Source organism: Clostridium sp. LIBA-8553, assembly GCF_057782465.1.
This window is the reverse complement of the sequence record NZ_CM173489.1, coordinates 41,963-57,316: the sequence shown is the minus strand read 5'-3', so window position 1 is coordinate 57,316 and position 15,354 is coordinate 41,963. Positions and strand designations below refer to the sequence as shown.

General features: G+C 26.3%; 13 protein-coding genes. 5 read left to right on the top strand and 8 right to left on the bottom strand.

Going from position 1 to position 15,354, the window contains the following annotated elements:
• Positions 1-180: 180 nt before the first annotated feature.
• Both AC2JAQ_RS00230 and AC2JAQ_RS00225 read right to left on the bottom strand, forming a co-directional pair.
• Positions 181-1,200 (bottom strand): YeiH family protein, encoded by a 1,020-nt coding sequence (locus tag AC2JAQ_RS00230; RefSeq protein ID WP_488457341.1) that lies wholly within the window; start codon positions 1,198-1,200, stop codon positions 181-183.
• A gap of 514 nt (positions 1,201-1,714) precedes the next feature.
• The gene (locus AC2JAQ_RS00225) at positions 1,715-2,731 is read right to left on the bottom strand and encodes a TDT family transporter (RefSeq protein ID WP_488457340.1); all 1,017 of its coding nucleotides are present in this window, start codon (positions 2,729-2,731) and stop codon (positions 1,715-1,717) included.
• A 387-nt stretch (positions 2,732-3,118) separates the two neighbouring features.
• Here AC2JAQ_RS00225 and AC2JAQ_RS00220 point away from each other — a divergent pair, with 387 nt between their 5' ends.
• The 5 genes from AC2JAQ_RS00220 to AC2JAQ_RS00200 all read left to right on the top strand — a co-directional run bounded on the left by AC2JAQ_RS00220 (position 3,119) and on the right by AC2JAQ_RS00200 (position 8,704).
• Positions 3,119-3,697 carry a TetR/AcrR family transcriptional regulator gene (locus AC2JAQ_RS00220; protein ID WP_488457339.1) on the top strand — a complete coding sequence of 193 codons (579 nt, stop codon included), beginning with the start codon at positions 3,119-3,121 and terminating at the stop codon, positions 3,695-3,697.
• A 93-nt stretch (positions 3,698-3,790) separates the two neighbouring features.
• On the top strand, positions 3,791-5,218 hold the full coding sequence (locus AC2JAQ_RS00215; protein ID WP_488457338.1) for an MDR family MFS transporter: 1,428 nt from the start codon (positions 3,791-3,793) through the stop codon (positions 5,216-5,218).
• A gap of 647 nt (positions 5,219-5,865) precedes the next feature.
• On the top strand, positions 5,866-6,693 hold the full coding sequence (locus AC2JAQ_RS00210) for a CPBP family intramembrane glutamic endopeptidase (protein ID WP_488457337.1): 828 nt from the start codon (positions 5,866-5,868) through the stop codon (positions 6,691-6,693).
• 241 nt (positions 6,694-6,934) lie between these two features.
• Positions 6,935-7,750 (top strand): CPBP family intramembrane glutamic endopeptidase, encoded by an 816-nt coding sequence (locus AC2JAQ_RS00205; RefSeq protein ID WP_488457336.1) that lies wholly within the window; start codon positions 6,935-6,937, stop codon positions 7,748-7,750.
• A gap of 153 nt (positions 7,751-7,903) precedes the next feature.
• The gene (locus AC2JAQ_RS00200) at positions 7,904-8,704 is read left to right on the top strand and encodes an LssY C-terminal domain-containing protein (RefSeq protein WP_488457335.1); all 801 of its coding nucleotides are present in this window, start codon (positions 7,904-7,906) and stop codon (positions 8,702-8,704) included.
• Between the two features lie 283 nt (positions 8,705-8,987).
• Here AC2JAQ_RS00200 and AC2JAQ_RS00195 read toward each other — a convergent pair whose 3' ends face one another.
• From AC2JAQ_RS00195 to AC2JAQ_RS00170, 6 genes are all read right to left on the bottom strand, one after another.
• Positions 8,988-9,902: a hypothetical protein gene (locus AC2JAQ_RS00195; protein WP_488457334.1), complete on the bottom strand. Its 915-nt coding sequence runs from the start codon at positions 9,900-9,902 to the stop codon at positions 8,988-8,990.
• Positions 9,903-9,989: 87 nt separating this feature from the next.
• A complete protein-coding gene (locus AC2JAQ_RS00190; RefSeq protein WP_488457333.1) occupies positions 9,990-10,115 on the bottom strand; it encodes a hypothetical protein in 126 nt (41 codons plus the stop codon).
• Positions 10,116-10,224: 109 nt separating this feature from the next.
• A complete protein-coding gene (locus AC2JAQ_RS00185; protein ID WP_488457332.1) occupies positions 10,225-10,800 on the bottom strand; it encodes a hypothetical protein in 576 nt (191 codons plus the stop codon).
• A 134-nt stretch (positions 10,801-10,934) separates the two neighbouring features.
• A complete protein-coding gene (locus AC2JAQ_RS00180; RefSeq protein WP_488457331.1) occupies positions 10,935-13,709 on the bottom strand; it encodes an SH3 domain-containing protein in 2,775 nt (924 codons plus the stop codon).
• A gap of 319 nt (positions 13,710-14,028) precedes the next feature.
• Positions 14,029-14,226: a BhlA/UviB family holin-like peptide gene (locus AC2JAQ_RS00175; protein ID WP_322505182.1), complete on the bottom strand. Its 198-nt coding sequence runs from the start codon at positions 14,224-14,226 to the stop codon at positions 14,029-14,031.
• 240 nt (positions 14,227-14,466) lie between these two features.
• Positions 14,467-15,024 (bottom strand): sigma-70 family RNA polymerase sigma factor, encoded by a 558-nt coding sequence (locus AC2JAQ_RS00170; protein ID WP_488457330.1) that lies wholly within the window; start codon positions 15,022-15,024, stop codon positions 14,467-14,469.
• Between the last annotated feature and the right edge of the window lie 330 nt (positions 15,025-15,354).

Sequence of the window (15,354 nt, the reverse complement as noted above, 5' to 3'; positions counted from 1 at the left end):
ATTTATGGCAGTCTTTTTTTAATAGGATCTGCTTTAGCTGAATGTTAATTTCTAACTAAACTTTAGGACCTAGCTAAAAATCAATACTAGCTTAAAACATAACCTCTTAATAAAATAAATAAAAGAGGTTGCACAAGACTTAAATACAAGTATTTTGTACAACCTCTTTCATGATGATTTTTATTTTATAAATATGCTAATCAATGATATAGCGAATATGATTTGGCAAACTCCTACAAGACCTCCATAAAGCATTGCTTTCGGACCTTCTTTTACTAAGTCTCCTATTTTTACTCTCATTCCTATACCTGCTAGAGCTATGATTTCAAAATTAGAACTTATCCATTTAAATGCACTTCCAACCCCACCTGGAACCATTCCAAGAGTATTTAAAATACATATTATAAAGAACCCTATTATAAACCATGGTATACGCACCTTATGTGTTGGTTTATGATGATGAGCTACTTCTTCTTTATTTTCTTCATTAACTTCTATTTTTGCAAAGACTAGAACTACCACAACTAAGAATATTATTCTTATTATCTTAAATACAGTAGCTAGCTCTACCACTGAATCACCAATAAATTTAGCAGAACCAATAACTTGTCCTACAGATTGAAGTATTCCTCCCATTAATGCAGAAGTATGCAAAACATCATTATTATAAATAACAGATGTAAGTAATGGTAAAAGAATCATTAATATTGTTCCAGTTACATTAACTATTGTTATAGCTATTACCTTATCTGAATCCTTTGCTTTTATTACTGGAGCTACTGATCCTATAGCTGATGATCCACATACTGCATTACCAGCAGACATTAAAAGTGAATACTTTTCTCCAAAGCCTAGTTTTCTTCCTATAAAATAAGTTGTGGCTATTGTTAATGTCATTAAAATAGCTATATATATTACTCCATTAAATCCTAGAGCTATTATGTCTGTCATATTCAAAGAAGCTCCCATTAAAACAATTGAATAGTTTAAAAGATCTTTCTCTGAAAATTTAGTTCCTTCATTATATCTATCACTTTTTAGAAATGTATTTCCCGCAAAGATTCCCATAAATATAGCGAAAGTAGCTGCCCCTACAGTAGGAAATTTCTTTCCTAAAAACTCAGCAATAATACCTATTACTAGACATATAAAAAGTCCTGGTAGTATCACTCTAAACTTTTTCCCTAATTCTTTCTTCATATGTTACCTTTCTTATTCTCATATTAAGTAAATACCATAAAAGATTATATTATGGTCGCTTTACGAAATTATTATACATATCTATATATATAATTTAAAATATTAAAAAGTTATATTAGTAATAAGTTTTTAGTTATGTATAAAATAAAAGGAATGAATTTTTAAATCCATTCCTTTTATCTTATAAATTTCTAAAAATAAGAAATTACAGCATGATATATTATATTATTTTTGGAGCATCTTATAAAAAGATTATGAGTAGATGCTAGTTTATAAATTTATTAGTGATAAAGTCGGTGGGAGTTTCACTTACTATAAATGTAATTACCCATAATCTTTTTTATAAAATACTGTAAAGTGATTGAGATTTTTATTATGTTGTTTGATTAAAAGTTTATCTTATAGCTCTAAGAGCTATAAGAATTTTTATCCCTAGAAGTTTGACCCCATTCTAGAAATATTCGACTAAAATTCAATTGTGAATCAAGTCTAAATTTATGTTAACTCCATTCAATTATTTTGAATAAAGAGCTCCACCAATTAATTCTTCTTCCTCTTCTACATATTCTCCAAGCTTTGGATTTATAGCTTTGAAGAACATATTTAAGAAGTTTAATAACATAAAGAATATTACATATGTTGCTATAAATATTTCAACATCACCTAAGAATTTGAATAAGCTTGCCATTCCTGTATATCCTAAACCAGTAAAATAAGTTGTTAACTTAAATGCTGATAAAGTAGCTATTGCTAATGGGAATGTAAATGCTGCATATGATGGTTTAAAACCTTCTTTGAATAGTTTTAAAATATATCCATAAACAACTACAAGTAATATTAAACCAGTTACAACTAACCAAGCTAACATATATGGATTAGGGTTTGGTTCTATTGTTAATATACCAACTACTCCAAGTGGAGCTGGTGAACAAATTATACCTACTGTTGGTAATTTGTGATCATCTAATATTTCACTTTTAAATACTATATATAAAACCACTGGTAGAAGAACTGTATAGAATATAAATCCAAACATAAGCATGAAATGTGCTATTTGTGGGATTTGAGGAATTACTCCATCCATACCTTTACTTGCTACACTACCTGTTATCATACCTGTGTAAACTATGAAACAAGTTGGCATTATATTTTCAAATTTTCTTTCTTTAAATCTAATTATTGTGTAGAAAATAACTATTCCATAATGATATATTACTGCTGCTATCCAAAGCCAGCTACATACTACTGGAAAGTAAGGATAAAAGAATCCAGATACTAACCAAAGCACCATTCCCATTGTAGGATAAAAAGTCCCTGTTACTGGGTTCTTAAGCTCTTCGTACATAGTCTTTGGAAATTTTATAAATCTTAAAACCATTAAGGATAACATACAAACTGCTAAAAATATTGCTATTGGTTTAAAATAATTTATTCCTTTTAATTGCCAAGAATTACTTAATGTTATAAATGCCAAGCAAGTTCCGCTAATCCCTATTGGCATATTTTGAAGCTTATCTAAATATTTTTTCATCTATCTAATCACCACTTCCTACTCACTTGATGTCTTTATTATACTTCCAATTACTTATAAGTAAAAATACTTATTTTACATATATATAATAAGTATTTACTTATATATAAATTTAGCACACCCTACAACATCATCACCTCTAACCCCTCTATTTTCAATACTTTTAGCTAGACACTCCTTATTTCAATAAATACCTTTATAAAATATCCAAAAAAATCTTACTATTATCTACATCTAAAATTTCCAATTATTTTAACATAAAAGAGTTCTTTAAAGAAATCATTATGATAACTTGTAAAATAGTAAATAGTTTAATCTATTGACAATTAAATATTTAAAAAGTATTTTATATATAGACCAATCGTTATAATTTTTAGGAGAAATAATATGGGAAATAAAATAGATACTAGAGAAAAAATACTAATGACAGCATCGCAAATGTTTTTCTCAAATGGATATCATGCAACAGGCTTAAATGCAATTCTAAAAAAAAGTGAGTCTCCGAAAGGATCACTTTATTATTACTTTCCAAATGGAAAAGAGGAATTAGCATTAGAAGCGATAAAAGTAGTAAAGGAATCTATTAAAGAAGAAATAAAAGAAAAATTATATTCATGCAATAATCCAATAGAAGGAATCCAAAAAGTAATTTTAAATGTTGCTGATATAATAGGGAGAGATGAAATAGAAAAAGGCACAACTGTTAGTCTTTTAGCGCTAGAAGCATCTCAAACTAATGAAATTTTAAGAAAAGCATGCGCAGAAACATTTAGAACTTGGGAAAATTTATATGAAGATAGGTTATTAGAACTAAATATAGAAAAAGAAGATGCTATAGAAATTAGTAGAATGATTCAAATAATGATTGAAGGAGCTATTATAATGTCTTTAACAAAAAAGGATAATAGTTCGCTTATATTAGTTAAGGACAATATAACTAGTATTATAAATAAATATATAAAATAGATTTATGTTAATAAAGGATATTTTAAATAATACCCTTTATTATTTTTGAGAAAATTATATAGACTGGTCTAATTATAGAAAGAGGTTTAAAAAATGAACACGAAAGAAAAAATATTTAAGATTATGGGAGTATTACTATTCGGTGGCTTTATGGCTCTTTTTAATGAGACTATAGTAAATGTTGCACTCCCAAAGCTTATGGAAGAACTTAATGTAACAGCACAAACAATACAATGGCTAAGTACTGGATATCTTTTAGTTATAGGAATATTAGTACCTGTAACTGCATTTTTGATACAAAAATTTACTCTTAAACAGCTTTATATAGCTGCAATGATTTTATGTTTACTTGGAACTATCATAGCAGCAAGTGCACCAAGTTTTCCTTTTTTATTATGTGGTAGATTAGTACAGGCTTCAGGTACAGGAATGTTAGTACCAATAATGATGAATACAATAGTTGTAATAAATCCACCAGAAAAAAGAGGTTCAGCAGTAGGTCTTGGACTTTTTGTTATATTATTTGCACCATCAATAGCACCAAGTATATCAGGATTTATACTTGAAATGTTATCATGGCGTTATTTATTTATAATAGAAATACCTTTAATAATTATTGCAATATTAGTTGGATACAAATACTTAGAAAAAGTTACTGAAGTAACCAATCCAAAAATAGATATACTATCAATAATTTTATCAACATTAGGTTTTGGCGGAATTATAATGGGCTTTAGTTTACTTGGAAATAGCAAAGCAATTATCGCATTTATAGTAGGAATAATATCACTTATTCTTTTCTCAATTAGACAATTAAAATTAGAAGAACCAATGCTAGATTTAAAAGTTTTTAAATCTCCAATATATACTTTAGGTGTAATATTTATAATGATATCTATGATGACTTTATTTGAAACTTTAGTTGTTATGCCAATGTATTTAGAGGGAGCATATCATTTAACACCACTTCAAGTTGGATTTGCAATACTTCCAGCCGGATTAATAAATGCAGTAACTTCAATCATAACAGGTAATATATATGATAAATTAGGGGCTAAAAAAGTAGTGCCTTTTGGATTTGTTATATTAGTTGTATGTTTTTATTTATTATCAAGAGTTGAAGTTAGTACAAGTTATAGCACAATAATAATATTACTTTGTATATTAAATGTAGGAATGCCACTTGTTATGACTTCATCACAAACAAATAGTTTAAATCAATTAAAACCAAAGGAATATCCACATGGAACAGCAATAATTAATACAGTACAACAAATTTCAGCTGCAATGGGATCATCTTTATTTGTTAGTTTAATGACTACTCATAAAAATTCTTATTTAGAATCTATTTCTGGAGCTATAAGTAAAGAACAATCAGCTTTAGCATTTACAAAAGGTTTTAATTTCACATTCTTAGTTGGATCTATTATCCTTTTAATAGGATTAATTGGTTCATTAAGTCTATTTATAAATAAGAAAGATATACGAGAAAAGCAAAACTTAGAACCCTTAAGTGAATAAATTTATATTAGGGGTAGCACCAACATTTACGCCCCCAGTTAAGGAAAATGGTATAACAAATTATATAGAAAAATATAAAAATCTCCTCAAAAATTCTTAAGACCTATATTAGGGAGCTTACCAAGTATGGTGGCTCCCCTTTTAGGTTGTAAACCAAACATCTTAAGACACTTAAATCGGTCCGTCAGCTTATTTCAAAGGCTTCTAAATATCACCCCCTTGTTTTCGTAAATATTTTTATAAAATACTCAAGAAAAAAACTTACTATGATTCACAACTAAAATCTCCAATTTTTTAACATAAAAGAATTCTTTAAAGAAATTATTATGATAATTTGATTTATCTTTTCTGAACTTTATGGTGTATTTGTTTCATTACCCTATTCAACTTCTATATTAAGTTTTGATTTTATATTTAAGCGAGTTATTTTTAGTGCAGCTTTATGGGGAATTCCTATGTATATTTCATTTAGTTTTATGATTAAAATTTCAGAAAAGAATGTTAATAAAGGTGCACAGTCTTAAAACTTTCTGAAATAAATTTTCAAAGTTTACATTTTTTAAGAATTTTGATACAATATTAACAATAATTACATAATATTTACTATTTATAAATATTTTAGTTTTAAATTTAAAGGAGGAAAACACATGAAAAAAGTCTTTAAGACATTAGGATTCGTAATAGGATTACCCCTACTTTATTTTTTTATATCTACTTTAGTCTCTGGAATTTATATAGGAGTTTATTTTGTTGTAAATCAAGTAGGTCCAAATTCATTTAACGTAATGGAAATTATCACACCTATTATGTATCATTTATCTTTAGTTTCTGATTTAATAATGCTTCTTGTATTATTTTTAATATACCTAGGAGCAAAAGAGAGACTATTCAAAAGTTGTAGATTTAATAAAATTAAAGTCAATATAGTAACTTATATAGTCATTTTTTCTATTGGATTAACAATGCTTATATTATTCTTAATGGGGGTTTTTGGTAGTTTATTTCCTAACATATTTGAAAGTTATTCAATTGTAGGTAATGCTATGAATGCTACTCATAATTCAATATTGGCACTTGTAATAGTTATAGTATTAATACCTATTTTTGAAGAGATATTTTTTAGAGGAGTTATCTTTGGGTTTCTAAGAGATAATTATAAATTTCCAGTAGCTTTAATAGTACAAGCCTTAATTTTTGCTATAGCTCATGGTAACTTAGTTCAAGGTACATATGCATTCATATTAGGATTATTCCTTGGTGCAATTTTCTACTATACAAACTCTTTATATGCTTCAATAGTATCACACATAACTTATAATCTATTTGGCGTTTTAATAATACCTATGCTAATAGCTTCATTACAAGGATTTTCACCAATATTAGTAAATATAATTTTTGTAGCAATTGCAATAATCCTATTAGTTTTCGGAAGTGTAAAACTTATTAAGACATTAAAAAAACAGACTATGTCTTAGGTGAATTTTGACTTTTAACTAGATTTTAAGACCTATTTGATTTATCAAAATATTGCTCATGAAGTTTATCTTACAGTTATATCTAAAAATCAATACTAGTTTAAAATATAATCTAAAATTAAAATTCTAGATAAACTAATACTTCATAAAATTATAGAATATAAAAACAAAAGCTCCTTATGAAGTGTAGGAGTTTTTGTTTTTTAATATACTTAAGTTTTAAACGCAAGGAGATGGTTTGATGTCTAAATTAAAATTAATCCTAAAGGCAGCTTTAGGACTTCCATTCTTTTATTTTATTAACTGTGGTATTTCTTATTTTATAGTACTTACTATATTATCTCTAACTTCAGGATATACATCTGATCAATTACACTCATCACCACATTATATAGGACTTGGATCTAATTTATCATATATATTAGGGGCCATCCTAACTCTTGTAATGTATAAGATTATTTGTGAACCAAGTAATTCTCAGATTATGAAAATGTGTAAATTTAATAAGATTTCATCTAATAAAATTACCTATATAATCTTATTTTCTTTAAGCTCATCAATCTTAGTAAATTTAATAAGTGGTATAGTATATCCCCTTTTTCCTAACCTGTTTAAAAGCTATGAACATATTTCTAGAACATTAGTATACTCATCCAGTACATTTTTTGGAATTTTTACAACTGTTATTATAGCTCCTATTTTTGAAGAAATATTTTGTAGAGGTCTGGTTTTTGGATATCTAAGAAGAGACTGTAAGTTAATTACTGCTTTAATTCTTCAGGCTTTTGTTTTTGCCTTTATGCACGGAAATTTATTTCAAGGTTTTTATACCTTTCTTCTTGGTATATTACTCGGATTATTAGTTTATTATACAAATTCAATTTATTCATCTATGATTGGTCATATAATATTTAATACATTAGGCTCTGGAGTACTATCTTATTTAAGTAATTACTCAATTTTAATTAACGCAATTGCAGTAATTTCAATTCCTTTAGCTATCTTTACTGGAATAAAGCTATTCAGAACAAAGAAACAGATATTAGTGAATACTTAACATAATATAAGTAAAATTTAGACCTATTTGTTAAAAATCATATTTATACTAATAGAAATCTTAATATGACAAACTAATTTCTTTCAACCTAAAGTGATATAGTTAAATAAAGAAATTATTTTTAAATTTAACCTCAAACAAAGGAGAATAAAGATGAACTGTCATGTAAATAAGCTAAACTTATTTTTAAGAGTAATTAAATTTTTTATAACCCTATTTTTAGCTTTTATAATATACCAATCACTACTTTCAGATATATTAACTGAAAAACTTAATATATTATTTTATTTGATTTTTTGGTTTTTTATATCTTATTTCGTTCTACCTATTTTAACTAGACTACTTACAAAACTTTATTTACCTAATTATTATATTGGTAGAACCAAAACAAGTGATGGCTTATTAGGAGATTCTATTAATTTAGCTTTTTATGGATCAAAAGAAGATATTATTAAGTCATTTGAGAAAAGTGGATGGCATGTTGCTGATAATCTTGGATTTAAATCGTCAATTAAAATTGCTTTAGCAAGTGTACTTTCTAAATCGTATCCTACTGCTCCTGTTAGTTCACTATTTTTATTTTCAAATAAACAGGACCTAGCATTTGAAAGAGAAATCCATGGTAACCCAAGAAAAAGACATCATATACGTCTTTGGAAAACCCCTGAAGACTGGTATTTGCCTGGAGGATTTCAAGCAGATTGGCTAGCAGCAGCTACTTATGATAAAAACGTTGGTTTATCACTTTTCACTGGGCAAATTACTCATAAAATAGATGCTAATATAGATAAGGAAAGAGATTTTGTTATAGATTCATTAAATACGAAAAAAAATATCGAAAATATTAATGTTATTAAGCATTTTACTAACAGTTATCACGGACGTAATGGTGGAGGAGATAAAATCTTTACAGATGGTTCTCTTCCATTTGTAACAATAAAAAGGAATGTTTAATAATAAAAATACATTGTAATAAAAAATAAGATTAAGATAAATATCTTAATCTTATTTTTACTTCCTCAGATAAATTTTCTAAAGCTTTGATTAAAGTATTTTTTAAATTAGTTGCATTAGTAATTTAATACTTTATGATATTGAATAAATTTTGCACTTTATCTATATCTGTATAATTTTTATAAAGTAATGATAATTTTACAATATCTACTTTCAAGAATATACATTACTAAAAACTATTATTTTTATGATAGTTGTCCCTTTTTAACTAATTATAACCCTTTTAATTTATCTTAACTTCTTCATTAGTATTTTTATTAACAAGATATATTTCCATATTATTTTTATTTATTTCATTTGGATTATATAAAAGTTTTGCCATATAGAATTGATCATACTCTGAATTTTTATTGTATTTAGGATCTATCTTGCTATAATTTTTTATAGCTTTTTCATAAAATCCAGCCCATTTTTCTAAATTATAAATTTGATTTAAATTTCCACTTTTAATTCTAATAGCATATTTATTGGGTATTTCTTCACTTTTTTCATGGCTTATATCACCTACAAAAATAGGTATAAATGATCCAAAATCAAAATTTCCTAAACTTAAAATATTAAACTCAATATTATCTAATTTAAATGTTTTGTTTATTTCCTTATAATTTTCTTTAGTTGGATAAATTACTCCTTTTGTTTCTATCCTTTTATCTATTCTTTTTTCTTCATAAATTGATTTGCTGCTACCTTTTTCTCTTGCATTTACTAAAAAACTAGGATTTTCTACGTATAAGTCATAATTTTCTCTAGCTACAATAATCCCAACATCAATAATATGCATTTTATTATTATTAATTTCATTTAAAATATTATCAGAAGATATAAAATAAGCTTTATCAGGAAATTTAACACTTCCTGTAATATTAAAATCTCCTTCTTCTATAGGTGAACCATCTTTTGTTTCAACATTATAATCAAAAAGAACATAATGATCGAATAATTTAGGCTTGTTTATTTGAACTTTATAGTTATCAAATTCTACATTATACGGAAATTGTGTTTCTACTTCTTTAGTGTCTTCTATTTTGCTAGTATTAAATCTCTTACCTGATATTTTAAGACACAAAAGTATAATACTTAACAATAAAATTATACTTATAAAAATAATAATTGGTGATAATTTTTTCCTTTTTTTCATTTGCTACTCCTTTCAAATATATTGTATTCTAATTATAAAATATTCTTTATTACTTATAACTTCAATTCACAAAAATCTAGTCGTTTTTTAAATTTCTATCCTAATAGCCATTACTTTTAATATTAATTTTCTACCTATTTTCCTACTTAATCGCCATTTAAATATAATATCTAATATTGAAATTATCCAAAATAATTTTATATCTAAGCTCATAGAACTACCCCTTTGTAAAACCAAGAAAATTATATTATATTTTCTATATCATTAACTATTATTAAATTTACTATAAAAAATAGAGCAAGCTTCAAACTTGAAGCTTACTCTATTTTTTTATATTTTTTATATTACGAAAAGTTTCTTCTAAACTTTCTTCACAAACCAATTCACCATTAATATACAATTTACTTTCAATACTTTTTTCTTCATTAGGTAAAACATAAGTATTATCATTAACAATTACTATAACTTTACTCTCATGATAAATCTTATATGGTATACGTCCATCAAAAAGTATATCTCCTATTGCTATAGTACAAACTGTATTTAAATCAACCATATATGCTAATTTAGTTTTATTATCTAATTTTTCAAACTCTTCATCACCATTAATTGTTACTACACAATAATCAGTACCTGAGAATTTATAATCTTTAATATACTCGCTCATACTTGAATGTTCAACTATATTTTTTAAATTATAATAGTTATAAACATCAAAAATTGTGAAAAACAAAAATATTAAATAAAACCCAATTATAAGACTTATCATCTTTAATATTGATTTTCTTCCTATCTTTTTTCTTAATTTAAATTTAAATAGTATATTGGATAACATATATATAAATGTTATTCCAGTTAAAATAGATACTATCCAAAAGATTTTTATTTTTATATCCACTACTCCTCCTATAAATACTATTAATATTTTAAAAGATTGTCTTAAAAATTCAATTTTAAAATATTAACAGTATTTTCAAGACAATCATTTATATAAATTATACTATAAAATTAATGTAAATATATTAATTTTGCTTAATTCATAGGATAATGTACCCACTCAGCATTTTTCCCAAGTTGTGGATAAAGTATTGATCCATTTTCATTGTATCCATCTTCATCTTTTTGATTCTCATGTAATTTTTTTTCCTCATCTGTTTTTCCTAAAATGTGTGAATAATCTGTTCTATTAAGTGCTCCTGTAACTTGACCCAATCCATGTTTATACCACTCTTTTATGAAACTTGTTCCATTTACTTCTGTAGCTGCATTACAAGAATATATCATTGTATATGCATCTTTTAAAAATCCTTGTGGATTTATTCTCTTTATATCTTCCATTTTAAAATCAAGAAGACGTGAAATATTATCCGGGTCATTTTTTAATAAATCTAATCTTACACCTGGAAATTGTGTTTCTAATATAGATAGTCCTATATCTTCAACTAGTATTTTTTCAACCGCTCCTATATGTCTAAGAAGTATTTTACCAGGTTCACCATGAGAAAAAATTGTTATATAATCAATTTTAAATCCATTTCTATTATTAAAATAATTTATTAAATCATCAGTTGTATGAATAAAATGTATGTTTACATCTAATTTTCTAGCAGTATTGGTAAATTTATTTAATTCTTCTTTTGTATATCCTTGATCTGCTATTATCCATGTTATTTTTTTATTTTTATCATTTTTAAAAAGTCTTTTTAAATCTTTTAATCTTTTAATTCCAGGTTCAATAAAATTATATTTATATCTTCCTCTTATATAGTCTTGTAAATGTGGTACATTGTCTAATAAAACAACATATTCAGATGCTGATATAACTATAGACTCTAATTTAGAATCTTCAGAATAATTTGGACTTATTATTTTTATGAAGTCCTCATGAACATATCCAGCTATAGGTGAAGAAATTTTATACCATTTTCCATTTTTAGCTATTATACTTACCTTATCTCCTTGATGTAGCTGTCCTATTGAGTCATAATCTGTTCCTGGTCCTTTTCTTACATTTAGGAATGATTGTACATTTATTACTTCTCCATTTGATATATACGTTATATCTGAAGATGAACTTCCTCCTATACTGCCTGAGTCTGAATTTCCACCAGTACTTCCTCCAGATGAACTACCGCCAGAACCTCCTATTAGATTTGTTACTGCATTTATAGATTTTTGTAGATATCTTCCATTAACGGCATCTGAATGACTATAACATGATTGTGGTAATTCTATTAACGCAGCTCTTACTCCTATTGAATTTGCCCATGATATTAAGAATCCAGCTTGGTATACTCCATCATAACATCCATTTACAAATCCAAATTGATTTTGGAATGCTCTTGATATATGTGAATCTCCTATTGTCTTGTCTTCCCATCCGTGCATATCTATTAAATATGTTGAACCTGATGTCCTTCCTTTTATTTCGCTTACAAAATCACGTAAACATCTTGATTCTGGTACACTTAACGGCTCTTTATTTGTCCAGTGTCTTGAATCTCCATATGGTGTAAATCCTATTGGAAAATCTCTATTACAGTCTACTGCTCCTACTATAGTACATCTTCCTGGTCCATTATTTGTATATCCTTCTGATAATCCATCTGGATTTGCTACTGGAATTATATATAATGACCAATTGTTTGTTCCTGCATTTTGGAAGTGTTCTATAAGTCCATTACCTATTCTAGTTAATTCAATACCATCTGCTGCCCAGTGATCTTCCCATCCGTGTATTGCACATACATAGATTAATGAGTTAGCTCCATTACCAACTTTATAAGCTGCTAATTCTCTTCCTCTACCACTTGTTCCATATACTATTTTTTGTGCATTTGTTATTGATGGGCTAGGTATGTCCACTCTAGTCGATGCTGATCCTTCATACTTTACATAACCTGATTTTGTATTAGGTCCTTTATCTGTATTATAAACAACATGTGTCATTCCATTTTTCTTATATAATGGTGTTGCTGCTTCATATGGGTTTAATGATCCTAAGTGTTGTCCATTTTCATCTAATACTTCTTCTGGTGTACTTCCATTGTGCCACATACTTTGATTAAAGTATCTTATTAAGTTAGTTGCATTTGTTACATAACCTTGTCTTACTACATCTCCTGCTGGATATTGTACTAAAGCTAATTGTTTAGTATAACCTACATCTAAAACTGTTATTTTATCTCCTACACTTACACTTCTACCTGGTATTCTATTACCATTTTCATCTCTAAGGTATAGTTCATCTCCAACTACTTCTGCATTATTTTCATATGTGAATCCACTTGGTACAACTTCTCCTGGTGCTACTCCATTAAAACTTCCTCCTCCAGTAGAACTACCAGAACCTTCATAATTAACTAATCCTGACTTTGTAAGCTTACCTTTTCCTGTATCATAAGCAACATATGTCATTCCATCTACTTTATAAAGAACTACTGCTCTTTCTCTTGGATCTAAAGTTCCTATTTGAGTTGTTTTATCAAAGTCATATACTGCCTCAGGTGTTGAACCATTTACCCATGAATAATCATCTTTATATTTTATTATGTTTGTTGCATTTGTTACATATCCTTGTCTATATCCAGAACTTGTTGGATATTGAACTAATACTATATTTTTTTCATTACTTATAAATAAAACAGTAATTTCATCTCCATCACTTACTGTTCTCCCTGGGATTTGATTCCCATTAACATCTCTTAAATATAAGAAATCTCCTCTTACCACTGCATTTGGTGGAAATGTAGGGGTACTTCCTACTAAATCTCCTGAACTAACATTTGGAATTATATTATTTGCCATTTTTAAAACCTCACTTTTCTTTATTTTTTTATTTAAATTTAATCTTTTAATTTTTTATTCTTACAAAAATCAAGCTTGAATTTGTCTTACATAATATAAAAAGTAATTTTCTTTTATTTTGTAATCCTACAAAATAATTTTTTTTGCTAACTTATGATTTAAACTTTAAAATAACATTCTAAGTATTAAATCACTCCAGTCTTTTCCTCCCTTCAAATTAGCCTCTTAAATTAGCTTTCATAAATAAAGAAGTAATTTTCTTTCAAAATGTAACCATAAGAAATAAAAAAAGCCGATATTTTCATATCGACTTTTTCCATTATTTATCATTTAATTTATTTTTAATATCTTCTACATCTTTTTTTATGGTTGGTAATAGCTCCGTAAGTTCTTGTATTATGCTTTGATAATTACCTTCTCTTTTACTATTTTCTTTTAAAACATAGAATAACAAATAAGAAAATAGTACAGCAAATCCACCTTGAGTAACTATTAATTTAAATACCTCATTCTCCATATAAAATAATCCTCCAATCTATTTTTAACTAGGCCTTCTTTATGTGCATACCAATTCTTTAGTTTATTTTCCTTTATTTAAGGCTATGTTTTAAAAGAATTCTAATTTTAAAATATTTAAAATTAATACTAATTTAAAACTTAATTTTATCTAAAAAATGAGCATACTCAAATTTATAACCTAAACAAATTCAAGCTCATTTTTATATAACAATAAAAATAGATTTTCAAATCATCAGAACTAAATAACTTCTTTAAGCTTCTTTAAAGCTCTGTTTTTAGTTTTATTTACAGACTGTCTAGAAATTTTAAGTATTTCACTTATTTCTCTTTCACTTTTTCCTTCTAAAAATTCATATTCTATTATAAGTTTTTCTTTTTCTGTAAGAACCTTTAATAAATCTCTTATAAAAATCTCTGATTCTATATCTGGCGTATAATATTCATCTCCAAACTCTACCATGCTAGATAAATACTTGTTCATAATAAAATCTTTTTGTATATTTTTATTGGCATACATATACCTTCTACTATTTTTAATTGATTTATAAATATAGTTAACTAAACACCCTTCATTCCTAAAGCCAGGATTTTCAATTGGTATCCTTTTAACTATATTTAAAAGGTTCATTACTAAATCTTGTTTATTATCTTCAATATCATAACTATTGAAAAATCTATTTTGGTCAAAAGACATTTTAGAAGAATTTATTAATCCTTCAAATTTATTTATGATATATTCCATAGCATTTTTATTACCTTGTTGGCACAATACAATATTTTCATATAATTCACTCATACAAACTCTCCCCTAACTACATTCCTTATAAAAGCAATATAAAATTATTTTTGTTATTTGTTTATTAAAATTAATAGTATTTTTAACATGGTAGAGTTTGTATTTGATGAAAAAATTTATTGTTATTTGCACTTTGTTCTGATTTAATACGAACATATGTTCGTATTAAATGTTAAAACTTTTCCATGGAAATGTCAAGAAAAACATTTCTTAACATTAATTTCAACTCATTTCAAATAAGTATTAATCTTCAACTAGCCATTAAAATGGTCTTACAATTTAATCAGAAGATCAAAATAGCTGAATATACAAAGTTTGTCCTTTATTTTA

Coding starts and splice junctions, on each gene's coding strand:
- AC2JAQ_RS00190 (WP_488457333.1), bottom strand. CDS start 10,115: ATGAGCTTAGATATAAAATTATTTTGGATAATTTCAATATTAGATATT.
- AC2JAQ_RS00210 (WP_488457337.1), top strand. CDS start 5,866: ATGAAAAAAGTCTTTAAGACATTAGGATTCGTAATAGGATTACCCCTA.
- AC2JAQ_RS00195 (WP_488457334.1), bottom strand. CDS start 9,902: ATGAAAAAAAGGAAAAAATTATCACCAATTATTATTTTTATAAGTATA.
- AC2JAQ_RS00220 (WP_488457339.1), top strand. CDS start 3,119: ATGGGAAATAAAATAGATACTAGAGAAAAAATACTAATGACAGCATCG.
- AC2JAQ_RS00230 (WP_488457341.1), bottom strand. CDS start 1,200: ATGAAGAAAGAATTAGGGAAAAAGTTTAGAGTGATACTACCAGGACTT.
- AC2JAQ_RS00215 (WP_488457338.1), top strand. CDS start 3,791: ATGAACACGAAAGAAAAAATATTTAAGATTATGGGAGTATTACTATTC.
- AC2JAQ_RS00200 (WP_488457335.1), top strand. CDS start 7,904: ATGAACTGTCATGTAAATAAGCTAAACTTATTTTTAAGAGTAATTAAA.
- AC2JAQ_RS00180 (WP_488457331.1), bottom strand. CDS start 13,709: ATGGCAAATAATATAATTCCAAATGTTAGTTCAGGAGATTTAGTAGGA.
- AC2JAQ_RS00175 (WP_322505182.1), bottom strand. CDS start 14,226: ATGGAGAATGAGGTATTTAAATTAATAGTTACTCAAGGTGGATTTGCT.
- AC2JAQ_RS00225 (WP_488457340.1), bottom strand. CDS start 2,731: ATGAAAAAATATTTAGATAAGCTTCAAAATATGCCAATAGGGATTAGC.
- AC2JAQ_RS00170 (WP_488457330.1), bottom strand. CDS start 15,024: ATGAGTGAATTATATGAAAATATTGTATTGTGCCAACAAGGTAATAAA.
- AC2JAQ_RS00205 (WP_488457336.1), top strand. CDS start 6,935: ATGTCTAAATTAAAATTAATCCTAAAGGCAGCTTTAGGACTTCCATTC.